Annotated in this window: 24 protein-coding genes; 11 read left to right on the forward strand and 13 right to left on the reverse strand. The window is 71.3% G+C overall.

All coding sequences use genetic code 11. The features are described 5' to 3' along the window. Positions 1–137: 137 nt before the first annotated feature. The 7 genes from ACGF0D_RS14105 (at position 138) to ACGF0D_RS14135 (ending at position 12,022) form a co-directional block, all read left to right on the forward strand. Positions 138–1,568, forward strand: coding sequence for a TIR-like protein FxsC (locus ACGF0D_RS14105; protein WP_392915852.1), 1,431 nt, complete (start codon positions 138–140; stop codon positions 1,566–1,568). Beyond that, positions 1,558–5,571, forward strand: a complete 4,014-nt coding sequence (gene fxsT, locus ACGF0D_RS14110; RefSeq protein ID WP_392915854.1) for an FxSxx-COOH system tetratricopeptide repeat protein — start codon at positions 1,558–1,560, stop codon at positions 5,569–5,571. Before ACGF0D_RS14105 ends, fxsT begins: the two co-directional genes overlap by 11 nt. Positions 5,572–5,631: 60 nt before the next feature. Continuing rightward, on the forward strand, positions 5,632–6,855 hold the full coding sequence (locus ACGF0D_RS14115; protein WP_392915856.1) for an FxsB family cyclophane-forming radical SAM/SPASM peptide maturase: 1,224 nt from the start codon (positions 5,632–5,634) through the stop codon (positions 6,853–6,855). A gap of 173 nt (positions 6,856–7,028) precedes the next feature. Further along, complete coding sequence (locus tag ACGF0D_RS14120) at positions 7,029–8,123, forward strand: aKG-HExxH-type peptide beta-hydroxylase (protein ID WP_392915858.1); 1,095 nt, start codon at positions 7,029–7,031, stop codon at positions 8,121–8,123. 363 nt (positions 8,124–8,486) lie between these two features. After that, positions 8,487–8,672: a hypothetical protein gene (locus ACGF0D_RS14125; RefSeq protein WP_359913873.1), complete on the forward strand. Its 186-nt coding sequence runs from the start codon at positions 8,487–8,489 to the stop codon at positions 8,670–8,672. 57 nt (positions 8,673–8,729) lie between these two features. Continuing rightward, positions 8,730–11,150 carry an FxsB family cyclophane-forming radical SAM/SPASM peptide maturase gene (locus ACGF0D_RS14130; protein WP_392915860.1) on the forward strand — a complete coding sequence of 807 codons (2,421 nt, stop codon included), beginning with the start codon at positions 8,730–8,732 and terminating at the stop codon, positions 11,148–11,150. 158 nt (positions 11,151–11,308) lie between these two features. Then, on the forward strand, positions 11,309–12,022 hold the full coding sequence (locus ACGF0D_RS14135) for an aminoglycoside N(3)-acetyltransferase (RefSeq protein WP_392915862.1): 714 nt from the start codon (positions 11,309–11,311) through the stop codon (positions 12,020–12,022). A 291-nt stretch (positions 12,023–12,313) separates the two neighbouring features. Here ACGF0D_RS14135 and ACGF0D_RS14140 read toward each other — a convergent pair whose 3' ends face one another. Continuing rightward, the gene (locus tag ACGF0D_RS14140; protein WP_392915865.1) at positions 12,314–12,676 is read right to left on the reverse strand and encodes a hypothetical protein; all 363 of its coding nucleotides are present in this window, start codon (positions 12,674–12,676) and stop codon (positions 12,314–12,316) included. 320 nt (positions 12,677–12,996) lie between these two features. Between ACGF0D_RS14140 and ACGF0D_RS14145 the strand changes: the two genes are divergently transcribed. Continuing rightward, positions 12,997–13,782, forward strand: coding sequence for a helix-turn-helix domain-containing protein (locus tag ACGF0D_RS14145; RefSeq protein WP_392915868.1), 786 nt, complete (start codon positions 12,997–12,999; stop codon positions 13,780–13,782). A 93-nt stretch (positions 13,783–13,875) separates the two neighbouring features. Here the strand turns inward: ACGF0D_RS14145 and ACGF0D_RS14150 are convergent, their stop codons facing one another. The 8 genes from ACGF0D_RS14150 to ACGF0D_RS14185 form a co-directional block, all read right to left on the reverse strand. Then, entirely contained in the window at positions 13,876–14,391 is a 516-nt protein-coding gene (locus ACGF0D_RS14150) for a DUF6879 family protein (protein ID WP_392915870.1), read from the reverse strand. Positions 14,392–14,622: 231 nt separating this feature from the next. Beyond that, on the reverse strand, positions 14,623–15,744 hold the full coding sequence (locus tag ACGF0D_RS14155) for a hypothetical protein (protein ID WP_392915873.1): 1,122 nt from the start codon (positions 15,742–15,744) through the stop codon (positions 14,623–14,625). Between the two features lie 9 nt (positions 15,745–15,753). Beyond that, entirely contained in the window at positions 15,754–16,425 is a 672-nt protein-coding gene (locus ACGF0D_RS14160; protein WP_392915876.1) for a histidine phosphatase family protein, read from the reverse strand. A 13-nt stretch (positions 16,426–16,438) separates the two neighbouring features. Next, positions 16,439–17,464, reverse strand: coding sequence for a nucleotidyltransferase domain-containing protein (locus tag ACGF0D_RS14165; RefSeq protein ID WP_392915878.1), 1,026 nt, complete (start codon positions 17,462–17,464; stop codon positions 16,439–16,441). Between the two features lie 4 nt (positions 17,465–17,468). Further along, positions 17,469–18,371, reverse strand: a complete 903-nt coding sequence (locus ACGF0D_RS14170) for a phosphotransferase (protein ID WP_392915881.1) — start codon at positions 18,369–18,371, stop codon at positions 17,469–17,471. Positions 18,372–18,435: 64 nt separating this feature from the next. Continuing rightward, a complete protein-coding gene (locus ACGF0D_RS14175) occupies positions 18,436–19,269 on the reverse strand; it encodes a helix-turn-helix domain-containing protein (RefSeq protein ID WP_392915884.1) in 834 nt (277 codons plus the stop codon). Next, positions 19,266–19,787: a DUF6879 family protein gene (locus ACGF0D_RS14180; RefSeq protein ID WP_392915887.1), complete on the reverse strand. Its 522-nt coding sequence runs from the start codon at positions 19,785–19,787 to the stop codon at positions 19,266–19,268. Before ACGF0D_RS14180 ends, ACGF0D_RS14175 begins: the two co-directional genes overlap by 4 nt. After that, positions 19,784–19,978: a hypothetical protein gene (locus ACGF0D_RS14185; protein ID WP_392915890.1), complete on the reverse strand. Its 195-nt coding sequence runs from the start codon at positions 19,976–19,978 to the stop codon at positions 19,784–19,786. Before ACGF0D_RS14185 ends, ACGF0D_RS14180 begins: the two co-directional genes overlap by 4 nt. 292 nt (positions 19,979–20,270) lie before the next feature. Here ACGF0D_RS14185 and ACGF0D_RS14190 point away from each other — a divergent pair, with 292 nt between their 5' ends. Both ACGF0D_RS14190 and ACGF0D_RS14195 read left to right on the forward strand, forming a co-directional pair. After that, positions 20,271–21,089, forward strand: coding sequence for a GNAT family N-acetyltransferase (locus ACGF0D_RS14190; RefSeq protein ID WP_392915893.1), 819 nt, complete (start codon positions 20,271–20,273; stop codon positions 21,087–21,089). Between the two features lie 64 nt (positions 21,090–21,153). Next, entirely contained in the window at positions 21,154–21,657 is a 504-nt protein-coding gene (locus ACGF0D_RS14195; RefSeq protein WP_392915895.1) for an N-acetyltransferase, read from the forward strand. A gap of 47 nt (positions 21,658–21,704) precedes the next feature. On the opposite strand, the gene ACGF0D_RS14200 is transcribed toward ACGF0D_RS14195, so the two are convergent. The 3 genes from ACGF0D_RS14200 to ACGF0D_RS14210 form a co-directional block, all read right to left on the reverse strand. After that, complete coding sequence (locus tag ACGF0D_RS14200) at positions 21,705–21,902, reverse strand: DUF397 domain-containing protein (protein ID WP_392915897.1); 198 nt, start codon at positions 21,900–21,902, stop codon at positions 21,705–21,707. Between the two features lie 88 nt (positions 21,903–21,990). Further along, positions 21,991–22,188, reverse strand: a complete 198-nt coding sequence (locus ACGF0D_RS14205) for a DUF397 domain-containing protein (RefSeq protein WP_392915900.1) — start codon at positions 22,186–22,188, stop codon at positions 21,991–21,993. Positions 22,189–22,190: 2 nt separating this feature from the next. Then, on the reverse strand, positions 22,191–22,823 hold the full coding sequence (locus tag ACGF0D_RS14210) for a DUF5753 domain-containing protein (RefSeq protein WP_392915902.1): 633 nt from the start codon (positions 22,821–22,823) through the stop codon (positions 22,191–22,193). A gap of 39 nt (positions 22,824–22,862) precedes the next feature. Here ACGF0D_RS14210 and ACGF0D_RS14215 point away from each other — a divergent pair, with 39 nt between their 5' ends. Next, on the forward strand, positions 22,863–23,105 hold the full coding sequence (locus ACGF0D_RS14215) for a hypothetical protein (RefSeq protein ID WP_392915905.1): 243 nt from the start codon (positions 22,863–22,865) through the stop codon (positions 23,103–23,105). Positions 23,106–23,156: 51 nt separating this feature from the next. On the opposite strand, the gene ACGF0D_RS14220 is transcribed toward ACGF0D_RS14215, so the two are convergent. Further along, the gene (locus ACGF0D_RS14220) at positions 23,157–23,729 is read right to left on the reverse strand and encodes a TetR/AcrR family transcriptional regulator (RefSeq protein WP_392915908.1); all 573 of its coding nucleotides are present in this window, start codon (positions 23,727–23,729) and stop codon (positions 23,157–23,159) included. Between the last annotated feature and the right edge of the window lie 52 nt (positions 23,730–23,781).

Consider the following 23,781-nt stretch of genomic DNA (forward strand, 5'->3'; position numbering starts at 1 on the left):
CGTGTGCGCCTGACCACCGGCTAAACCACCCGAGGCGCCGAATCCGCCAACTCGCCAGCGGGGCCGGGGGAGTTCGCGACATGCTGGGGTATGAAACCAGCGCCGTCGCGGACCGTCGGGCACGGGGGGAACAGGTGATGGGGCAGGAACAGCAGAGGCCGTACTTCTTCTTCAGCTACGCGCGTCGGGACTTCGAGGCCGAGGACGCCTTCGTCAACCAGTTCTTCAACGACCTGCGGGACGAACTCGGCCGAGTGCTCGGGGTGGCCGTCCGGGCCGAGGAGCTCGCCTTCCGCGACACCGAGCAGCTGCGCCTCGGCGACGACTGGGCCGAGCGGCTGGCGACGATGCTGGGCCGCAGCCGGACCATGATCGCGCTCTACTCCCCGGCCTACTTCGCCAGCCTCTACTGCGGCAAGGAGTGGACCGCCTTCCGCGGCCGGGTGCGGCGCCACCACGAGGACACCGGGGAGCTCGTCCCGGCGCTGATCCCGGTGCTCTGGGAGCCCGTCGGCTCGGGCGAACTGGCCGCCGAGGTGACCAAGGTCCAGTGGGTCCAGCCGGACATGGGCGAGGCCTACGCCCGGCACGGTCTGCGGGCCCTGCTGCGCACCGCGCAGAGCGGGGCGTACGAGCAGGTCGTCCGGGTGGTCGCGGAGCGGGTGCGGGACGCGGCCGCGCGGCGGCTCGGCGAGCTGCCCGAGTTCGACCTGGGCGCGGTGCGCGGCTACTTCCCGCCCCCGGCGGCGCCGGAGCCGGCCCCCAGCCCCGGGATGGTGCGGCTGTTCATCGCCGCCGGGAGCGCCCCGGAGGCCGCCGCGCAGGGCGGCTCGTACACGGGCGGCTGGTACGGGGCCAAGCCCTGGCACTGGGCGCCCTACTACCCGCCCGCCCGGCCGTCCCTGGCGGCCCGCGCCCAGCAGGTGATCACCGCGGCCGGGCACACCACCACGCTGGAGGAGATCGGTCCGGGCCTCGGCGACAAGCTCGACCAGGCCCGGGAGGACAGCCAGGTCAGCGTGTTGCTGGTCGACCCGTGGGTGGCCGGCAACGGCCGCTACCGGGCCGCGCTGAGCGAGTACGACGACCAGAACCACCCGGTCACCGGCGTGGTGGTGCCGATCGGCAGCAACGACCCGGACGGGGAGCGCGAAGCGCCGTGGACCGGCGTGCGCGGCGTGTTCCGCCGCAACTGGTTGCGCCGGAGCGACCTGGAGCACTTGTTCCGGGTGCGCGTGAACCAGGAGAGCTTCGACAACGACCTCACCATCATGGTGACGGTCGCCCAGAACAAGCTCATGGACGACAACCTCGATTGGGGAGACGATGGCGGGGACGCCTTCGGCCTCGGCCCGGAAGGCGACGCCTTCGGCTTCGGCGACGGCCCGGACATGCCCGGGCTGACCATCCCGGCCGGTCCGTCCGGGCGGCCCGGCCCGTCGGGTCCGCGCCGGGGCCGACCGCCCGCGCAGCACCACCCCGATCCCGCTCCACCGGAACTGCCCGGCCAGCGCCGGGGCCAGGACGATGCCGTCCCGCTGAGGGGAGACCAGGACGATGACCACTGAGCCCGGCGCAGAGCTGGAGCGCGGCGGACCGGGATCGGTCGTCACGTTCTACTCCTTCAAGGGCGGCACCGGCCGCACCATGGCGCTCGCCAACGTCGGCTGGATCCTCGCCAGCCGCGGCCTGCGCGTCCTGGTCGTCGACTGGGACCTGGAGGCGCCCGGCCTCCACCGCTACTACCACCCGCTGCTGGTCGACCCGGAACTCCACTCCACCGAAGGCCTGATCGACCTGCTGCGCTCCTACGTCAAGCAGGCGCTGCCCTCCGCCAGCGGGCCGGTCGGGCAGTCCCCGGCCGCCTGGCTGGACGAGCCCGGCCGCCTGGAGGGCTACGTCTGCGGTCTCGCCCTCGACCTGCCGCCCGGCGGCCGGCTCGACTTCCTGCCCGCCGGCCGGCAGAACGCCGCCTACGCCGCCGCCGTCACCAGCTTCAACTGGCGCAGCTTCTACCACGGCCGGGACATCCGCGGCGGCGAGTTCCTGCGCGAGCTGCGCGAACGCTGGGCCCGCGGCTACGACTACGTGCTCATCGACAGCCGCACCGGCGTCAGCGACACCTCCGGCATCTGCACCGTCCTGATGCCCGACACCGTGGTGGACTGCTTCACCTTCAGCGCCCAGAACATCCGCGGCGGCGTCGACGCCGCCCGCGACATCACCGAGGCCGAGGAGCGGGCGATCCGGGTCCTGCCGGTGCCGATGCGGGTCGAGGACGCCGAGCAGGAGCGCCTGGAGGCCGGCCGGGACTACGCCCGCGAGGCCTTCGCCCCCTACCTCGGCCGCTGGCTGGCCGGCGACCGCCGGGCCGGCTACTGGGCCGACGTCGAGGTGCCGTACAAGCCCTTCTACGCGTACGAGGAGGTGCCCGCCACCGTCGCCGACCGGCCGCAGGAGGCCCGCAGCCTGCTCAACGCCTTCGAACGGCTGGCCGGTTGGATCACCGACGGCCGGGTCCGCACCCTGCGCCCGCTCACCGCCGAGACCCGCCGCCGGCTCTACGGCGCCTACCTGCGCTCCGCCCGCGCGGTGCCGCGCCAGGTGTTCGTCAGCTACGCGCCCGAGGACCGGATGTGGGCCGAGTGGGCCGCCGGGACGCTCACCCGCTTCGGCTACCAGGCCTCCCTGCACAGCGCCGCCGAACCGTACACGGGCCCCCGGCCGCCCGAGGTCGCCGGGCCGGTCGACGGCCAGGGCCGGCTGCTCGCGCTGCTCTCGCCCGAGTACACCGCGCTGCCCCGGGCCGCCGAGGTCTGGCAGCTCCTCCAGGGGCGCGAACTCGCCTCCGGATCGCCGGCGTTGGTCCCCTTCCGGCTCCAGGACTCGGACGAGCCGGTGCCCCGCCCGTTCGCCGGGCAGCCGGTGCCCGACCTGGTCCGCTCCTCCGCGGTCGGCGCCGAGTCCCAGCTCTACGCCGAACTCGGCCCGCCGCCCGGCAGCAACCGGCAACTCGACACCGACAGCGGTGAGTTCGCCGCCCCCGCGCGGTTCCCCGGCACCGCCCCGCAGGTCCAGGACGCGCCCTCGCGCAACGCCGCCTTCATCGGCCGCGGCAAGCTCCTGGAACTGCTCCGCAACCGCTTCACCGGCGGCCCCGCCGCCGTGCTCAGCCAGGTGCTCTACGGCTTCGGCGGCGCCGGCAAGTCCCAGATCGCCGCCGAGTACGCGCACCGCTTCAAGGCCGCCTACGACGTGATCTGGTGGGTGCCCGCCGAGGAGCCCGCCAACATCCCGCAGAAGCTCGCCGAACTCGCGCCCCGGCTCGGCGTGCCCACCAGCGACGACGTCGCCCACACCGCCGCCGCCGTGCTCGACGCGCTGCGCCGCGGCCAGCCGTACCGCCGCTGGCTGCTCGTCTTCGACAACGCCGGCACCCCCGAGGAACTCGCCCCCTGGCAACCGGCCGGCTCCTCCGGCGGGCACGTGCTGATCACCTCCCGCAACCAGGGCTGGGCCCGGCACGCCGGCCTGGTGGAGGTCGACGTCTTCCTCCGCGAGGAGAGCGTGCGACTGCTGCGCCGCTTCAACGGCGGCCTCTCCGCGGAGGACGCCGACCAGGTCGCGCACCGCCTCGGCGACCTGCCGCTCGCCGTCGGCCAGGCCGCCGTCTGGCTCCAGGAGACGTCGATGCCGATCGCCACCTACCTCGAACTGCTCGACGAAGAGCTCACCGAGATGCTGGAACGCACCCGGCTGCGGGCCGCCGACTACCCGCACTCGGCCGCCGCGACCTGGCGCATCTCGGTCGAGGAGCTGCGCCGGATGAACGCCCCGGCCGCCCAGATCCTGGAGATCTGCGCCTTCTTCGGCCCGGACGCCATCCCGATGCGGCTGCTCTACAGCCGGGCCGTCACCCGCGCCCTGCGGCTGCCCCCGCGCGCGCCCCGCGACAAGCTCGCGATCGGCGAGTTCCTGCGCGCCATCAACCGGTTCGGGCTCGCCCGCACCGACCAGGGCAGCGAGACCATCACCGTGCACCGGCTGGTCCAGGCGGTGCTGCGGGACCAGGTCGAGGAGGAGCGGCGGGCCGAACTGAGCGGCGTCGTCCACGCCGCGCTCGCCACCGCCAACCCCGGCGACCCGGACGTGCCCGCGAACTGGGCCGAGTATGCCGAACTCCTGCCCCACCTCTGGCCGTCCGGGGCGCTCGACAGCGCCGACGAGGACGTCCGGCAGTGGATCATCGACTCGGTGCGCTACCAGTGGAAGCGCAGCCTGCACGAGTCCGGCCGGGAACTCGCCGAGCGGACCCTGGAGCACTGGCGCCAGGACGGCTACGGCGGGCCCGGCTTCGACGTCGACAACGACGCCCAGACGCTCATGCTGCGCACCCAGCTGAGCAACATCCGCCGCTCCCAGGGCGCCCTCCAGGAGGCGTACGAGATGGACCGGGACATCCTGGAGCGCTTCACCGCGACCCTGGGCCCGGAGCACTCGCACACCCTCGCCGTCGCCAACAGCCTCGGCGCCGACCTGCGCTTCCTCGGCCGCTACGACGAGGCCAGGGCGCTCGACCGCCGCACCCTGGACGCCGCCCGGCGCACCCTCGGCCCGGACCACCCGCGCACCCTGATGATCACCAACAACCTCGCCGTCTCCGACTACCTGGCCGGCGACCGCCGGGCCGCCCTGGAACGGCACCGCAGCAACTACCTCCAGCAGCGCGACGCGCTCGGCGCGCACAGCCTCTACGCGCTCTCCTCGGCCTCCAACTACGCCCGCGACCTGCGCGAGACCGGGCGGCTGCGGGAGGCCCTGGACCTGCTGGAGGAGACCGTCCGCATCTACCAGCAGACCATCGGCGACAGCCACACCGACACCCTGCGCGCCCGCAAGAACCTGGCCGTGGCGCTGCGCCGGGCCGGCCGGTACCACGAGGCCCTGGAGATCGACGAGGACATCTACCAGCGCTACCTGGACATCAACGGCCCCGAGCACCCCGACACCCTGGCGGCCGCCACCAACCTGGCCAGCGACCTCAACGCGCTCGGCGACACCGGGCGGGCGATCCCGCTGGCCGAGCGGGCGCTGGCGCGGTACCGCGACTACCTGGGCGAGAACCACCCGGTGACGCTGGCCGGCGCCAACAACCTCTCGGTGTACCTGCGGCTGGCGGGGCGCGCGGCGGAGGCGCGCGAGCTGTCCGGCCGTACGCTGGCGCAGTTCCGCACCGTCCTCGGCGCGCACCACCTCTACATCCCGATCGCGATGATGAACCACGCCAACGACCTGGCGCTGGCCGGGGAGCTCCGGGCCGCGCTCGAACTGGAGCTGGAGGCCGAGCCGTTGATGACCGACGCCCTCGGCCAGGACCACTACGACTCGATCGGCATCAACTCCAACCTCGCGCTGTCGCTGGCCGCCCTCGGGTACGCCGAGCGGGCCGCGGAGCTGCGGGCGGACTGCATCCGGCGGGCGCGGTCGACCCTGGGGGAGGAGCACCCGACGACGATCGCGGTGCGGGCCGGGACGCGGCTGGACTCGGACGTGGAGCCGCCGCACGTGTGACGGACCGTCAGGCCGCCTGGTGGTCGGGCGGCGTGGCGGCCAGGCCTTAGGCTCACGGGCATGGTGCCGTTCCGGCAGTTCCTGCTGAAGATCCACAGTCGGTGCAACCTGGCCTGCGACTACTGCTACGTGTACGAGGGCGCGGACCAGAGCTGGCGCGGACGGCCGCGGCGCATGGAGCTCGCGACCGTCCGCCGCACCGCCCGGCGGATCGACGAGCACGCGGCCGAGCACGGGCTGGACGAGGTGTCCGTGGTGCTGCACGGCGGCGAGCCGCTGCTCGTCGGCGCGGCCCATCTGGACGCGCTGCTCGGCGAGTTGGCGGCCGTCCGGCCCAGGGTGCGGTTCACCGTGCAGACCAACGGGCTGCGGCTGCTGGACGAACCTGCGCTGCTCGAGGTGCTGCACCGCCACCGGGTCGCGGTCGGGGTCTCGCTGGACGGCACCCGGGCCGGCCACGACCGGCACCGGCGGCTGCCCTCCGGCGCGGGCAGCTGGGCGCGCACCGCCGAGGCGGTGCGGCTGCTCGGCTCGGAGCGGCACCGGGAGCTGTTCGCCGGGCTGCTGTGCGTCGTCGACCTGGCGTCGGACCCGGTGGCCACCTACGAGGCGCTGCTGGAGTTCGCGCCGCCCAGGATCGACCTGCTGCTGCCGCACGCCACCTGGCGCGAGCCCCCGCCGGGCGTCCCGCCGCGGCCGGTGCCGGACGCGCCGCCGCCGGGCGGGGGGCCCGCGCCGTACGGGGAGTGGCTGATCGCCGCCTTCGACCGCTGGTACGGCGCGCCGCGCCGGGAGACCGGGGTGCGGCTGTTCGAGGAGCTGGCGGTGCTGCTGCTGGGCGGGCGGGCGGCCAGCGAGGCGGTCGGGCTGGCGCCCGTCGACCTGGTGGTGGTCGAGACGGACGGGGCGATCGAGCAGGCGGACAGCCTCAAGGCGGCCTACGACGGCGCCCCCGGGACCGGCCTGGACGTGTGGCGGCACGGCTTCGGGGAGGCGGGCGCGCACCCGGCCTTCCGGGCCCGCCAGCGCGGCCTCGCGGGCCTCGGGGCGGTCTGCGCCGGGTGCCCGCTGGCCAGGGTCTGCGGCGGGGGCCTGTACGCGCACCGGTACGCGGGGGACGGCTTCGGGCACCCGTCGGTGTACTGCGCGGATCTGGACCGGCTGATCCGGCACATCGCGGGGCGGCTGCGGGCGGGGGTGGCGGGACTGGCGGGGGCGGCGGGCGCGACGGGGGTGGCAGGTTCGGCGGGGGCGGCATCGGAGGCGCGGGTGGGGCCGAGGTGACGGCGGGGGCGGCATCGGAGGCGGGGGCGGGGCGTCGGTTCACCCGTCCGGGTCATGCCCGGCCGCCGTCCGGCTGATCCGCACCCGCGCGGGGAGACCGCGGGCGGATCCGGCGGGTTGGGCGAGGGGCCGGCCGACCTGGCCGGCAGCCGCACACACGAGGAGGAGGACCGGTGACGGGTACGGGCGAGGTGGTGGCGGCCGGGGTGCCGGGCGCGCGCGGGGCGGACGGACTGCCCCGGCACGGGGTGGACCGGGCGACGTTCCGGGCGATCGCGGGCGCGCGCGGCGGGCCGGAGGCCGTCCGGCTGCTGCGCGCGGGGCAGTTGAGCAAGCGGGCGCTGCTGCTGCTGGCGCTGCGCCGGTCGGCACCGGAGCACGACGGCTACCGGGAGGCGTACGCCCGGGTGCGGGCGCTGCAGCGGGACGACCGGGACGGCTGGGAGGAGGTGCTGCTGCGGCCGGAGTTGGACGCCTGGGCGGCCGACTGCCTGCGCGGCGCGGCGGCGGGGGAGGCCGTTCCGCTCGACGGGCTGGGCGAGTTCCTCCGGTCGGGCCCGGGGCCGGCCCTCGTGCTGGAGTGCGACGGGCTGCGCTGGACGCCGTCGATCGACCACGCCGGTCCGCGCCGGGTGGACTACGGGCGCCCGCCCGCCGGGCCGCTCACGGGCGACGAACTCGCCGGTTGGGAGCGGCGGTTGGCCGAGGCCTGGGAGATCCTGGTGCGCCGCCACCGCCGCCATGCGCGGGCCCTCGCGGCCTGCGTGGCCACCGTCGTGCCGCTGCGGCCCGCCCCCGGCGGGGAGGTCGTCAGCGCCGCCGCCCGGCGGGCTTACGGTGCGGTGGCGGCCTCGCTGCCGGACGATCCGGTGCTGCTGGCGCTCGCCCTGGTGCACGAGTTCCTGCACGTCCAACTCGGCGCGCTGATGGACCTGGTGCCGCTGCACCGCCCCAACGGTCCGGCCGTCCACCACGCTCCCTGGCGGCCCGACCCGCGTCCGGCCGGGGCGCTGCTCCAGGGGGCGTACGCGCATCTGGGCGTGGCGGACTTCTGGCGGGCGGAGGCGGTGGGCGCGAGTGCCGGTGACGCGGCGCGCGCGGCCCGTGCGCACGGGGAGTTCGCGCGCTGGCGGACGCACACCCTGGCGGCCGGGCAGACGCTCCTGGGCTGCGGCGAACTCACGCCGGACGGGCTGGAGTTCGCCAGGGAGTTGGTGCGGGCCGTGGGGGAGCTCGGCGAGCCGGGGGGAGTGAATCCGGGGGAATGAATCCGGTGAGGCGGAGGCTTGACCGGATGGCGCGCTTGTGGGGGTTCTCTGCCGGGCACTCCCGGGGTGTGCCCAGGCGGCGGTCCACATGTTCGTCCTGGCGGCGGGCCACAATTTCGCCCTGGCGGCGGTCCATGTTTTCGCCCCGGCGACACGCTTCGGCGTGCGCCACGGCGAAGCGCGCGGCGGCTGAACAGGTGAATTCTGGTGGTACGGCGCGGGCTGTGGTGCGGCGTCGGCCGCCTGGGGAGCTCAAGGTGACTCCGAACGTGCCGCGCGGAGTCTTCGAGGGCACTACATTGGTCGCAACCGGGTGGGCCTACCCACCCTCGGCAGGTCCTAACCGCGCCTAAGGAAACGAATATGACTCCGGTAACCAGCATCAGGCCGGCCGGCAAGCTCACTGACCCTCAGGAGACGCCGGAACGCCCCTCGCTCGCCGATCTCGCCGCGCTCGGCGCGGAAGAACTCGCCTCCCGGCTCCAGCGCGCGCTCCCCGGCGCGGAATCCGGCCTCGTGCCGGTCGCTGCCTTCAACTCCTCGATCTGACCCGGCCCGGAACACCGAGCGGAACCCAGACCGAGCCGAACCGAACAGTCCAGCTCCATGACGACGTCGACTCCGCTGCCGCTGACGCAGTTCGTGGTCAAGATGCACAGCAGGTGCGATCTGGCCTGCGACCACTGCTACGTCTACGAGCACGCGGACAGCAGCTGGCGCTCCCGGCCGAAGGTCATCGCGGACGGGATCCTGGCCAAGGCCGCCGAGCGCATCGGCGAGCACGCGGCCGCCCACCGGCTGCCCGCCGTCCGGGTCGTCCTGCACGGGGGAGAACCCCTGCTCGCCGGCCCGGACCGCTTGCGCCGCGCCGCCGAGGCGCTCCGGGCGGCGCTCCCGCCCGGCTGCGCGCTCGACCTGCGCATCCACACCAACGGCGTGCTGCTGAGCCGGGACTTCTGCGCGCTGTTCGCGGAGCAGGAGATCAAGGTCGGCATCTCGCTGGACGGTGACAAGGCCGCCAACGACCGCCACCGGCGGTTCGCCGACGGACGCAGCAGCCACCCGCAGGTGCTGCGGGCCGTCGCGCTGCTGAACGAGCCCGAGTACCGGCACCTCTTCGTCGGGCTGCTGTGCACGATGGACGTCGAGAACGACCCGGTGGCCGTGTACCGGGCGCTGGCCGAACTCCGGCCGCCCGCCGTGGACTTCCTGCTCCCGCACGCCACCTGGGACGAACCGCCCAAGCGCCCCGACGCGCTCGGCGCCGCCCCGTACGCCGACTGGCTGCTGACCGTCCACAGGCTGTGGGAAACGGACGGGCGGCCGTTCGCCGTACGGACCTTCGAGTCCGTGCACCGGACCCTGCGGGGGTTCTCCAGCCTCACCGAGTCACTCGGCCTGGAGCCCTCCGACCTCGCGGTCCTGGAGACGGACGGGACCTTCGAGCAGGCCGACAGCCTGAAGACGGCGTACGACGGCGCGCCCGCCACCGGGCTGAACGTCTTCGCGCACAGCCTCGACGACCTCGCCCGCCACCCCGGCATCGCCGCCCGCCAGTCCGGCCTGGCCGGACTGAGCGAGGCCTGCCGTTCCTGCTCCGTGGTGCGCTCCTGCGGTGGCGGGCTGTACGCCCACCGCTATCGGAGCGACGATGGAGGAGGCAGCTTCGACCATCCCTCCGTCTACTGCGGTGATCTCATGACGTTCATCAACGGCATCGCGGGGAGCGGGAGTTCTGCCGGAACTCCGGCGGTCGGTGTTCCGGTGCAGGCGGCCGGTTCGTCGCGGCCCGGCGCCGAGCAACTGCTGCCCGGCACGCTCACCCCGCCCCAACTCGACGAGCTCGCCGCCGGATACGGGGGCGCGGACACCATCGCCGCGCTCGGCCGCTCCCAACTCGCCCTCACCCGGGCGATGCTGGCCGCCGCCTGGGACGCCTCCGGACAGGGGCGGGCCGAGGCGTGGGCCCTGCTGGCCGAGCTCGACGCGGCGGCCCCCGCCGCCGTGGACGCCGTGCTCGCCCACCCGTACGCCCGCGCCTGGGCGGCCCGCCGGCTCGCCGGGGACCTCCCGGTCGGGCTCGGCCCGCTGGTCGCGCTCGCCGCGGCGGCCGCGGTGCGGGCCGGGCGGGGCGACACGGTCGCCGTGCCCGTCCGGGGCGGCCGGCTGCACCTGCCGACGCTCGGCAGCCTCGCCGTACCCGACGGCGAGGCCGTGGTCACCGGACGGGCGGACGGCCTCGAAGTGCGGGCGTCCGACGGATCGGTGCACACCGTGCTGGACGAGCCGCGGTGGCGGATCCGGCTGGCCGACGGCTGGACGGTCGCCCTGGAGGACACCGACCCGCTGCGGGACAGCCACGACCACCCCGTCGCGGACCGCCTCTCCGAGAGCGAACTGCTCGACTGGACGGGCGCGTTGCGCGAGGCCTGGGAACTGCTCGGGCGGGACCTGCCCGGGTACGCGGAAGGCATCCGGGCCGGCCTGACGACGGTCACCCCGTTGCGGCCCGGCCCGACCGGCCGGGACGTCAGCTCGGCGGCCCGGCAGGCGTACGGCGCCGTCGGCATCGCCCGGCCCGCCACCGCGCCGACCCTCGCCCTGCTGCTCGCCCACGAGTTCCAGCACGTCAAGCTCGGCGCGGTGCTGGACCTGACCGACCTGTACGACCGCGGCGACACCGCGCTGTACTTCGCCCCCTGGCGGCCCGACCCCCGGCCGCTCGAAGGGCTGTTTCAGGGCACATACGCCCACCTGGCCGTCACCGAGTACTGGGGCACCCGCACCCTCGCGTACGACGGACTGCCGGGCGCGGCCGCCGACCGGGCGCGCGAACAGTTCGCGCTCTGGCGGCGGTACACCGCCGACGCCGTGGAGCGGCTGGCGTCGTCCGGGTCCCTGACCGGGACCGGCCTGCGCTTCGCCGACGGCATGCGTGCCACCGTGGCACCCTGGCTCGCCCTGCCGCTGCCCGCAGCCGCCGAGCAGGCGGCCGACCGGGTACGGCGGGAACGGGCCGGGGTCTGACCTCCCACCCGCGCCGCCCCGGGACCTCCCTCGCCCGGGGCCCTCAACCCCGGGGAAACGCCATCCTCACCGAACCCCGCGGCGGCGGCGTCGCCGTCGCCACCTCCGTCCACCCCCTCGTCCGCGACCTCGTCGAACTCGGGGTCCGTCCGGGCACGGTGCTGCACGTCCAGGCGTCCCTGCGCGCCCTCGGACCGGTGCCGGGCGGGGCGGCCGGTGTGGTCGAGGCCCTGCTCGAAGCCCTGAGCCCCGACGGCACCCTGGTCGCCTACACCGCCACGCCCGAGAACTCCGCCACCTCCCGCATCCACCAGTCCGCCACCGCCGGTCTCTCCCCGGCGGAGGTGGCCGACTACCAGGACCGGATGCCCCGCTTCGATCCGGCCACCACCCCGGCCTCGCCCTCCATGGGGGCGCTGTCGGAAACGATCCGCTCGTGGCCGGGCGCGCTGCGCAGCCGCCACCCGCAGACCTCCTGGGCGGCCGTCGGCCGGCTCGCCCGGGAGATCACCGCCCACCATCCGCTGACCTCCCACCTCGGCCCGCAGACGCCGCTCGGGCGGCTCTACGAACTGGACGCCCGGGTGCTGATGCTCGGCGTCCCGATGGACCGCTTCACCGCGTTCCACCTCGCCGACCTCCGCATGCCCGACGTGCCGGTGCGCGAGTACCGCTGCGTCGGGGAGGACGGCTGGACGGCCTTCCGGGCCGCCGACCTGGACGACCTCCACTTCGGCCGCCTCGGCGCCGAGGTCCTGCGCACCGCCCGCGGCATCACCACCGCGCGCATCGGCGCCGCCGACTGCCGCCTCGTGCCGGTCCGGGAGGCCGTCGACCTCGCCGAGGCCGTCCTGCGCCGCGGCCGCCCCTGAAACCCGCCCCTTGTTCCCACCCCTGCTGCCCTATCCCGCCGTTTCCCACCCCCCGCCCCCACACCCACCCCGCCGCCCCACCCCGCCCGCCCGTTGCCGCTCCGGCTCCGCCGGAGCGGCAACGGCGCTCCGGGCCCCCTCGCGTGCGTGGGAAGTCGGCCAGGCCGACTTCTCACGCACGAGGCCTTCTCCCTGAAGCCGACGGGACGCTGTCGGCCCGTGCCTCAGGACACCTGAGGCACGGGCCGAGGAGGTGTCGCCGGGGAGCCCTTGGTGTCAGGGGGTGCCGAGTCAGTTGGACGGGCCCCAGTTCCAGTAGCCGGTGGTGGAGGAGTAGACGCCCACCTTCAGGGACTGGCCGGGGCCGTCGTAGATCCAGCCGGAGAGGTTGCCGGCGGTGCTGTACCAGGCCCAGCGGCCGGCATTGTTGTCCCAGATGCCGAAGGCACAGGTCGAGTCGTTGCGGTTGGGGTCGGCCTGCATGTAGTCGTGGCCGGACATCACCGTGATCTGCTCGGTGACCACGCAGGCGTTGGTGTTCGAGACCACGTAGTTGGCGTTGGTCGCCGAGGCGGTGCCGGCGGCGATCGTGACAGTGAGGACCGGGAGCGCGGCCAGGACGGCGACGCGCTTGGCAATGCGTGACATGTGCATGCTGTGCTCCCTTGTGGTGTAACGTCAGTGGGCGCCGTGCGGGTCCAGGGTGACCGGCCGGTTACACGGGGTCTTGGACGAATGCGCGCGGGCCAGCTCAGGGCGACAGCCGGCACCGGCTGGCGGTGGTGTCGCGGAGCGCGGTGATTCCCGTTCGGTGACTGCGGAGATCGGGTTCCTTTCTTGCCGGGCTGACGTGGCAGGGCAGTCGATGTCCTGGGCAAATGCGTTCGACTCACACGGGGGAGACGAGAGTGTCTTTGGCATGCGTGGAAAGTGAGTTGACGGTCGGCCGACCCGGGGAGGGGCTGGGAGGCCGGGTGGTCGGCTACTACGGCTTCCGCGCGGGCGGACGTGGGCGTCACCTGGTGGTGCCCGACGGTGTGATCTGGATGGTGTTCGGCTTCGGGGCGCCGATCCGGATCGCCGACGCCACCGGGCGGGAGCCGGCGGTGGAGGCGGTCTCACTGGTTCGCCCGGTTCAACTGACGGCTGTGGAGGTGTGGTTGCCGCCGCAGGCGCAGGGGGTTGTGGCACTGGTGACCCCGCCTACCGCGTACCGGCTGTCTGGGATCCCGATGACCGTTTGGAATGACCGTGGTCTGGAACCGTCCGGGTTGCTGGGCATGCCACCGTCGCTACTGGGCAGGCGACTTGCCTGCTGCCGAGGCTGGACCGAGCGCTTCCGCCTGCTCGACAGCCTGTTCCGGAGTCGGCTGCACAGCGGCCCGGTCGGCCATCCGCAGGTCGACCGGGCCTGGCACGCGCTGCGGCGCAGCGGCGGGCGGGTGCCGATCGAGCACCTGGCCGCCGACGCCGGCTGGAGCCGCCGGTACCTGGAGCAGCGTTTCGCCGAGGAAGTGGGCCGTTCCCCGAAGGCGATCGCCCAGGTGCTGCGGCTGCAGGCAGCGGTGCGCGGGATGGCGGCGGGCCTGCCGCTGGCCGAAGTGGCGGCCGCCGCCGGGTTCTACGACCAGTCGCACTTCAACCGGGTCTTCAAGGCCATGATGGGCTGCACCCCCACCGGGCTGCCGGCCGGGCAGCTGGGCCGGGAAGTGCTTGGTGCCGGACTCAGCGCAGTCGGTGTCGGCTGTCCGAACCGGTGAGTAGACGTCGTGGACGAGACCGGCTTCCAGTCGAGACTCCGCAGAGTGTCTGCGAGGTCCGGCTTCGGTCTGCCGTGTTGGTCCGGTCGAGCGTCACCCGAACACTTTCAGGTATTCGGAAAGTGGCACGGAATGAGCCAGGGCGACCTTCTTCCATTCCTGGTGCTGGCGCATGTCGCCAGTGATCAATTCGCGGTTGATCTGGGTGCCATCAGGTCGGAAGTTCAGGTGGACCACCGACGAGTCGTCGAACAGCCACCAGTCCTGGTCCGGGATCCCGAGGTCCCGCTCGGTGAGGTCGAGGATCCGAATGTCTTCTCCTGCCGCGATGTTGCCCGGGATGCCCCATGCGAGCTGGTACCTCTGGTAGTCGGTGAGAGGCCGACGCATCACACGCACACGGCCGATCACGCGCCCGGAGGACACGAAGCCGCGCACCCGCTGGTGCCATGCGGCATTGTGTTCCGCCGGCTTCGGCTCTCCGCGTAGGAAGCGGGCCAGACTTTCGGCTTCCTTGGGCATGGTGTAGGTGGGCTGCGCCTCGAAGCGGAAGGCTTCGCGCTGGTAGCCGTCGAAGTGGGCGCGCCACTGCTCACCGTCCAAGAGCACGGACGGCCTCCTTCAGGATGTGCTGGGAGATGTCGGCGGCGAACCCGCACGTGGGGAGGCTCAGTTGCTGGTGTCTGGCCATATCGGATCCTTCCAGGGTCGGTAACCCACAACCGGCCAACGACGCTAGGGGCCACGCGGGACACACGTCTACATGCCACCGGGCGCATTCCGGGGATTTGATCGGTCTCGGGAATGTGACCGCTCTGTCGCTCTGAGGAGGGGCACGCCCTACCAGGTGCTGCCCTCGCAGGCAGCCATCGCGCCGGCCAACGTGGGTCTGCGAGTGATCCATTCCGTGTCGCCGTTGGAGACCGAGTGCCGCACGGCCGCGAGGACGCCTTCGTCAACCTCGACAGGTCGAGCCAGGTAGGCCCGCGCATAGTGCTTGAAGAGCGCCGCGAGTTGGTCCGGCCGGGTCGCGCTCTTGGCCTTGAGGGAGAAGAGCGGGAGGAACCACTGTTCGAAGCCGGCCCTCATCGTCCGGGAGACTCGGTAGGCCTCGTACAGCGGTTGGAGGCTTGCCACATGGTCGTACGGGAGTTTGCCGTGCAGGGCGTACCGGAGGCGGATGCCGTCGTGTTCGCGGAAGTGGTGTCCGTGGGCGGCGATGTGGCGGGCCGCGTTGGGGGTGATGGTCATGACGGCGGCTTCCGCGTGGTGCCGTCGGGCTGCGCTGAGGACGGTGGCGTGGATGCCGGCGCGGGGGTCGAGGACGAGGCCGTCGAGGCCGAAGGGTGCGAGGTCGATGCCGTGGTCGCGGGTTCGGGAGAGGACCAGGCGATCAGGGGTGTCGGCGGCTGTGTGCTGGAGGTGTCTGGGTTGTTGGCGGCGGCTGGCGTGGATGTCCGAGCGGTCGAGTACGGGACGGCCCTTCAAGGGTTCGGCGATGAGGTGGAGGCCGGTGTGGCCCTGGATGTCGCTGCTGCCACAGGCGTTGCACGGGTGGTCACCGAGGCCGGTCATGTGTCCACAGGTGCGGCAGGTGGGAACGGTCTCGCGGCTGATGGCCAGCGCGCCGACGCGGAGGTTGTTCTCGATCATCTCAAGGGCAAGGCCGGCAGCCTCGGGATCGGTGTCGGTCATGACGCCGCCGACCGGGTGCTGACCGGGCCCGTACTTGCCTTCGATCAGATCGGCTTCGAAGTGTTGGCGGGGGATCCGTGGTCCTGCTGTCCGGCGGTGGCGGCGGTCTCCGGCGAGGGTGACGGTGTTCCACAGGTGGGGTGCGGGCGGCGAGCCCAGGATGGCGTTGAGGACGGCGGCGAGGCGAATGCCGACGGCCTTGCCGGGGAGGTCGTCGAAGGTGAAGTCACCGTTCTGAACCGGCCCGTTGAGAAATAGGGGCTGCACGGGCTCCTCCTAGATAGGCGGGGTGGTGGTTCCCGTCCGGGTGAACCGGCCATAGTGCAGCTCGTAGTGGAGGATCGTGGCGTTGGGTATCTTGCCCTTCCGCTCCTCGGCGAGGATCTCGGGCAGGGTGCGGGCTTCGAGTAGGGAGCGGAGCGCCACCGCGGCGGTCTGGTGGGTGAAGGAGACGACGGCGCGGGATTCCTGGAGCTCGACCCAGGTGAGGGCAGCGAACTCGGCGGCCCGGTTCGTTACTCCCTCGGCAAGTGACTCGCCGCCCGGCGCGGTCCAGATGTGCTTGCGCAGGCGGCGGTCCTCGGCGGACTCGGGGAAGCTGTCGTACAGCTCGCGCTTGGTCATGTAGGTGGCGTCGCCGTAGTGCTGTTCGTCCAGAAGCACTGTCTGCCGGGGCCACCCGTCGGGGAGGTCGGGCAGGGCGATCGCGGCGGTGTCGATTGCCCTGCGGTAGGTGGAGGTGTAGACGTGCGGTTCGGAGCCGACGAGTTCCGGCAGGATTCCGGCGAGCCATTGGGCCTGCTGGAAGCCGCGCGGGGTCAGACCGACGACGCTTCGGGAGATGGCGTGGGCGGCGGCTCCGCTATAGGGGCGGGGGTCCTGGTAGAAGCCTCGGTACTTGTCGGCGTTCTCGACGGACTCGGCGTGCCGGATGACGAGCAGGGGCATTGTGCTGCGGCTCCTATCCGGCAAGGTTGGCGACGTAGGAGCCGTTGACGGCCCAAGGGGTCAGTTCCACGCCAAAGCCGCTGCGTTCGCCGTCCTGGGTGTGAACGAGCTTGCCGGACAGGTGCACGGTGTCGCCGGCCCTGAACGCCCCGGTGTAGGCGCCGAGGTAGGAGCGCATGTGGGTGATCCGACGGGCGAAGGAGTCGGCTTCGTCGATGGTCGAGCTGAGGATGGTCCTGACCTTGATCCCGTAGACGGCCGGGGTGGTGAGGCCTTCGGCGTGGTCGGTGATCTTCGCAAGGAGGGAGATCTCGCCGATCTCCTTGGAGGAGACACGGGCGAAGGTCCTGTCGCGGTCGGAGCGGATGGGCTCGCAGTTGATGTGCGCGCCGGCCCCTGCGGTGAGTCCTTGGAGCTTGCGGCGTTCCTGCTTGATCAGGGCGTCGAAGGAACTGCCCTCCATGTACTTGGCCCTGCGGATGTACAGCCGGGTGAGGTCGTCCCCGTCGTACGGCCGGATCAAGTCGGCCTGTTGGAACAGCTCCTGGGCGGCCTGGTAGCCCTCCGGCCCGTAGCAGACGAGGTCGATGTCGGAGCGCTCGTTGAAGCAGCCGACGAGGAAGGAGCCGGTGACGCCGATCAGGCCCTCGGCCTCGTTCGCGTTGATCCACTCGGTGATCGTCAGGAGGTCCTGGCCGGCCGGGTTGTCGGCGACCGCGCCGGGGGCTTCGTGGATGGCGGCGAGGGCTCGGCGGCAGGCGTAGTGGACGGCGACGTCCTCGCGCGGGATGCCGGTGATGACGCAGCCGAGGGTGTCGGAGTAGACGTAGCACTCCGGCCTGCCGGCCAGGATGCCGAAGGACTTCGAGACGATGCCGTTCTGCCGGTAGGTCCGACCGAACAGTCGCCGGTCGCCCTTCTCGTCGGGGTGGTACTTCACGTAGCCGAGGTAGTGGCTGCCGGGGTGGCTGTCGCCGATGACCTTGAAGACGACTCCGTGGTGGTCCATCAGGTAGTCGCGGTCCCGAACGAAGGGCAAGGGGCTACCGGTGCTCAGCGGTGAACCGTTCCAGGGTGGGGAAGGTTCCGGTGTCGATCGAGCCGGACGACTCATACTGATCGAGTCCCATCGTGAAGAGGGCACGGCGGTACTGCCACTTGATGTGCTTGTCGTGCCGTGCGGGATCGGCGGGCCGCATGAGGGCGAGGAAGAAGAAGCACTTGACGAGCAGGAAGCCGCCTAGGTGCTCGCTCACCCGCTGCCCGATCAGGGACGTGGTGGTCTCGTCGAGTGCGGCGGTGTAGGCGGCGCGCTGTTCCGGGGTGATCGTGTAGCCCTTGCCTCCACCCTTGAAGGCCACGATGTCGAGTGCGGGGTAGACGTCGTAGCCGAGCGGGACCGGTCCGTGGTGCTGCCAGTCGATGACTCCGGCTCGAAGGACGTTGGGCAGCCCGAAATCCAGGTGCCCCTGGACCACCGGCAGTTGGGCCAGCCGGTCCAGGGCGCGGTCGACCACCTCGTGCACGCGAGTGGTGTCGAAGTCCGGGTTCTCCTCGAAGACTTCGGCTGCGAACGCCGCCTTCTCGAACCACGGCCTGGCCTGCAGGGGGTGCCTTGCTTGGGCCCGCAGGAGCTTCGACGCGACGGCGGCCGCAGTACCGACCACATGGTGGCTGACCTGACCGTCCCGCCTGGCGTCGGCCAGCGCTTCCTCGTGCAGCGAGGTAGTGCCGATGGCTCGCTCGACGGCGAAGTAATGTCCGTTCTCGGACCCGCTGTCGACGATCTCGGGAACCGGGTAGCCGAGGGTGGCGGCCAGCCGCTGGAACTCGGTCTCCGCCCGAAGGTCCTCGTCGCCGGTCCGCTTGTAGAGCAACCCGTCGGCGGACCTCCACACCGTGCCCTGGGTCGCCGTTCTGTGCTTGACGAATTCCCAGTCGTTCACCAGGCCGGCCTCTCGTCGTGCTCCTGCGATGTCCGACGAGCAACATAGCTTCGGCCGCGGATTTTCAGGGGGCGATTTCCTGTTCTCTCAAGAACTCGTTCCGGATGTTCTCGATCAGGCTTCGCATCTTTTCCCCCGTGACGGCTGTTCGTTCGAAGCCTTGGAACTTGGCCGTGTACTGTTCGATGTCCTTTGGTTCGCTCGTGGTGACCTCGGCATGTGGAATCTCCACGATGACCAGGCGGGTATCGAACATGACGAACGAGCACGTCGGAAGGTGGGTCTTCGGCGCGGGAAGGGGAACGACGCCGAGAGTGACGTTGGGCAAGCGCGAAATTGCCACGATCCTGTCCAGCTGCGCGGCCATCATGAGAGGCGGGACGAGTTCCCATCTCAGTACGGGTTCAGTGATCAGAAAGCGGAAGCGCCGGGACTGATCGAAGAGGACCTCCTGGCGGCGAATCCGGGCGCTGATCATCTTCTCCAGCGCGTCATCGGTGAGTTCGGAGTGCCGTTGGACCGCTCGCACGTACTCCGGCGACTGGAGCAGACCGGGAACACAGGAGTGTTGGAAGACGCGGAGCTCCTGTGTCTGCGCCTCGATCGCGCGGATCTCTTCCTGGTGCTTGTGCAGGCCGGCGCGGCGGTAGATGCGCCAAGCGGTAGCCTCCGTGGCGACTGCGCGAGCAGCCTCGGTCAAGCGGGACTTGACACTCTCGGGTACGGAGAGGGCCGTGAGGATGCGCTCCACGTCGATGACGCTGGGGGTGAGACGTCCGTTCTCGATCTTGCTCAGTTTGCTCGGAGACATGGCGGCGCTGCGGGCAACCGCCTTGGCCTCCTTCCCGCCGGCCAGTCGCAGCTCCCGCAGCGCTCTTCCGAGATCCGTTCCTTTCACTTGCTTCCGTGCCGCTCCCACCACTCGGCGAAGGGCACGGCGTGACTCAGGGCGAGGTCGCGGTACCCCAGCCACTTCTCGACCGTCGACTCCTTGTCGGCGTCGAGGAACGCTCCGCCGTCGCCGTAGCGCATCGTGACGACGGTGGACTCGTCGAAGGCCCAGAAGTCGGGCACGCCGTCGAGCGGGTTCGGCTGTTCGGTGGTGTCGAGGATGAAGAACTCCTCCCCGGCGGTGGCGTTCTTGGTGTATCCCCAACCGAGCTCGAACCGGAGGTACGGGGTCAGCGGGCGCGACAGGATGTGGACCCGGTACATGCGCTTTCCGTTGTCGGTGTTCGCTCGGACCTCCTCCACCCAGTCCTGGTTGTAGTCGGCCGGCTGCGGCTCTCCGTCGAGGAAGGCACGGATGTTTGCGGCGTTCGACGATCCGCTGTAGTCGTCCAGCGTCTCCAGCCGGAAGGCCTCCCGCTGGAACGTCGAGAAGAGGTTCTCGAAGTCGTCGCCCGAGATGCTCACGGAACAATCCTCCGAATCAGCGAAGCCGGAATGCGAACCGCGGTCTCCCCGTCGGGGAGCTGGATGGTCGTCAGCGCCTCGACGTCGTTCACGACATATCCCTGGATGATGAGGTCTTCCGTGCCATCCACGGCGTACACCGTCGGGCACGTGCCCTTCTCGCACTCTCCAGCAAGGCGTGTCAGCTTCATGGCTGCCTCCTTCCTTGGCGGGCCCACGTCGTGTCCGATGCTGGCGAAGTCATGACTCGCGGGTCAAGGCATGGCAGTTGAGAGAACGGGAAACTGCTCCGAGATCACCGGATCGGGTGGTTCTTCGGCGGCCTCTTGCGGAGGGCAAGAGGCCGCCGGGAGGGCGCTGGAGCTGTGACGTTCACGGGGAACCTGGCCCTCGGGGACCACATGCCGATCGCCAGGTAGTGATCTTGCAACAGTGCCGCGGCCGTCCGCCGAGTTGGCGTGAGGTGACCTCTAGGTTGATGGGATGGGACTTTCTGCCACTGCCGTTGCCGCTGCCAGTCAGGCCTGGGTGTGGAGGCCGGACGATGCCGAGGTCGTGGAGGGCGACGAGTACACGATCCTGCGGCTGCCCGACTACTTCGACTTCGACCTCTCGGTGGTCTCCTTCACGCCGGCCGGACCGCTCGGGGCGGCCGTCGACGCGGTGGTGGAGCGGGCACGGGCGTTCGGGCCGCCGGTGCTGGACTGGCAGGTGCTGCTCGGCTCCCCGGCGGGGCTGGCGGAGGAGTTGTCCGCGCGCGGTGGGCAGGTGAAGCTCGGGCTGGAGGCCCTGGCCATGGACCTGAGCCGGGGCGCGCCCCGGCTGCCGCCGCCGGCGGTGGACGTATCGCTGCGCTGGGCAACGGACTTCGCGACGGCCAGGGACGGGGCGGCAGTCGAGATCACCGGTTTCCGAGGTGAACTCCCGCCCGACGAGCGGATCGAGGAGATCGCGGCCAAGTGCGCGAGAGCTGTCGCGGCCGGGGAGGGCGGCATGGTCGTCGCCTACGTGGACGGTGAGGCCGCCGGAACCGGCAGTGTGACGTTGGTGGACGGCGTCGCGCGGTTGACGGGCGGGGTCGTGGCGCCGTCCTGGCGGGGCCAGGGGGTGTACCGGGCGGTGCTCGACGCCCGGCTGTCCTGCGCGGTGGCGGGTGGCGCGACGATGGCCCTGGTCAAGGCCAACGAGGCAACGTCGGGCCCGATCCTGCGGAAGGCGGGCTTTACGCCCTTCGGCCCTGAGCCCGTCTACGCCGTCCCGCTGGGTCAGGGGCGTTCGGTCCCGAACAGGGAAGGTTTTTGAGAGCGACACCGGGTGCCGGAAATGCAGGGGAGTGAGTTGAGGCGCGGTGCTACGGTCGGGCGCCATGAGCTGGCTTCCCGATGACTTCGTCCATCCCGTCCAGGTGCCGCTGCCGGGCGGGGCCCATCACCTACGGCCGGTCCGGGAGGCGGACGCCCCGCTCGACTATCCGGCCGTGATGGGCTCGCGCGAGCGGCTGTGGAGCATGTTCGGTCCGGCCTGGGGCTGGCCGGCGGCGACCATGAGCTACGAGGCCAACCAGGCCGATCTGTTGCGGCACGAGAAGGAGATCGCCGCACACCAGTCCTTCAACTACGCGCTGCTCGACGCGGAGGAGACGTCCCTGCTCGGCTGCGTCTACATCGACCCGCCCGCGAAGGCCGGCGCGGACGGCGAGATCGCCTGGTGGGTGGTGGACCGGCTGGCGGGCAGCAAGATCGAGCGGGCGCTGGACGCCTTGGTGCCGCAGTGGATCGCCACTGAGTGGCCGTTCGAGCAGCCGCGCTTCCTCGGCCGTGGGGTCTCCTGGGAGGACTGGATCGCCCTGCCTGAGCACCCCGGCATGTGAGTGACCCTCGTCCCCCCATGCCCTGACACGGGGGGACGGGGATGAGGTCAGGCTTCGGTGAGGTGGTCGAACTCGCCGGCCTTGGCGCCGTGGATCCAGGTGCGGAGCTTGGTGGGGGTGGTGGTGACGATGGTGGCGGGGTCGTCGGACTCACGGATGTAGATCAGCTCGTTGGCGGAAGCGATCTCGACGCAGTTGGCCTGGTCGCTGCTGAAGCTGGACTTCTGCCAGTTGAGGTGCGTCATGCTTACCTGCCCTGTCGCGCGTCACGGGTGTGCTGGTTGAGCTGATCTCCTCGTGCCCCGGTTGCCGACCGGGGCACGAGGGCGAGGGTCAGGCTTCGGTGAGGTGGTCGAACTCGCCGGCCTTGGCGCCGTGGATCCAGGTGTGGAGTTTGGTGCGGGTGGTGGTGACGATGGTGGTGGGGTCGTCGGACTCGCGGATGTAGACGCGGTCGCCGTCGGACGCGATTTCGACGCAGTCTGCCCTGTCACCGCTGAAGCTCGACTTCTGCCAGTTGAGCTGGCTCATGGCTACCTACCCTGGATCGTGTACCGAACGTGCTGGATCAAGCCCCACGAGTCGCGATGGGGCGGCGACGCGGGAGTGGCCGTGTTCAGAGGTGGCAGCGCCAGTCCCCTGAGTCGCGCGAACCTACGTCGGAATGCGGCCACGTCCTCAGGATCTCCCAAGAAGTCTGAATCATGTGGATGTTCCAGCAGAACTGAGTCAAGGCGTGCGTGGGCCCCGTGCATCAGGACGAACGGGGTCTCGCTCCGCGAGTAGGTGGTGCAGTCGAACGAGAGGATCTGGACCGTCACATGGGGCAGCCTGCTGACCTCAATGAGGTGGTTCAGTTGGTCGCGCATGATGGTCGGTCCGCCGTACATCATGCGCAGAACTGCTTCATGGATGACAGCGTGGAATGGCGGGGCGTCTTCGACGGTCAGCAGCACCTGGCGACGCTGACGGAACTCGACCCTCTTCTCCGCGTAGTCGTGGATGATCTCGCTGTAGGCCTTGGTCTGGAGCAGGCCGGGAATCAGGAATGTCTGATAGCTGTCCAGGGCCGTCGCGCTTGCCGCGGCTTCGGCGAGATCGATCGCGGTGGGATGCACGTGAGGCTTGTAGTCGTTCCACCACGCCGTCTTGGAGCCCTTGCTCATAGCCGCGAAGCGGGTCTGGTTCGAGCTGGACTGCGTCGCGTGAACGCCCTCCACCCCATCCACCCCGCCGATCCGGCCATCCATCACCTCACCGGCCGCGAGCTCACCAAGCTGCTCGTTGAACTCCGCACCGAGGGGCGGGAGTTCGGCCTGCTCTGGCCCTCCGCCAAGCCGGGCGAGACCGTCATGAACGGCCGGGTCCTCGTCTCCCTCGGCAACGTTCCGGCCAGTACCGTGATCAACCTCCTCGCACTCCTGCGCGAGTTCAAGCGCCATCGGTGACAGGCGGCGCACGCGGGCCCCGTTCGTCGAACGGGGCCCGCGCCCGTGTGTTCAGGCCCTGAAGCCGGCCGCGAGGAGGCTGAGGCGGGCGAGTAGGGCGTCGGCGAGCAGGTAGGAAGCGTCGGCGGCCAGCCAGCGGCCGAGGGTCGTGATGTACGTGTCGAACAGCAGGTCGGCGACGTCCGTCGGATCCAACTCCGGGCGGATCTCGCCCTGTTCGCGGCCCCGGGTGGCGGCCGTGACGAACGCCAGGGGGGTCGTGGCGCCGAGGCCGAAGGCGGCGTGGAGCACTCCGCTGTCGTGGAGCTCCTTCGCCAGCGCGTACTCCCGCTCGTTGAGTTTCGCGAGGGCGCGCAGTGCGCCCGCGAGCGACTCGGTGGCGGAGGCGTGAGCTTCGTCCAGCCGGTCCAGGGCCTCGTGTCGTCGCTGCACCCAGGCGGTGACGAAGTCCTCCTTGCGGCGGAAGTGGTTGAAGGCCGTCTGGCGTCCCACGTCCGCGCGTTCGGCGATGTGGTCGTAGGTGGTGGCCGCGTACCCCTGGGTGGCGAACAGCTCCAGTGCTGCGGTCAGCAGCCGTTCCCGGGTCTCGGTGCGGCGCTGGTCGCGGCGGGGCGTCGAGGTCATGCGATAAGTGTACTTGAATCCAAATATGGACTGGAGTACATATTAGTACTCC

Source organism: Kitasatospora sp. NPDC048298, assembly GCF_043201465.1.
Taxonomy (GTDB): Bacteria; Actinomycetota; Actinomycetes; order Streptomycetales; family Streptomycetaceae; genus Kitasatospora.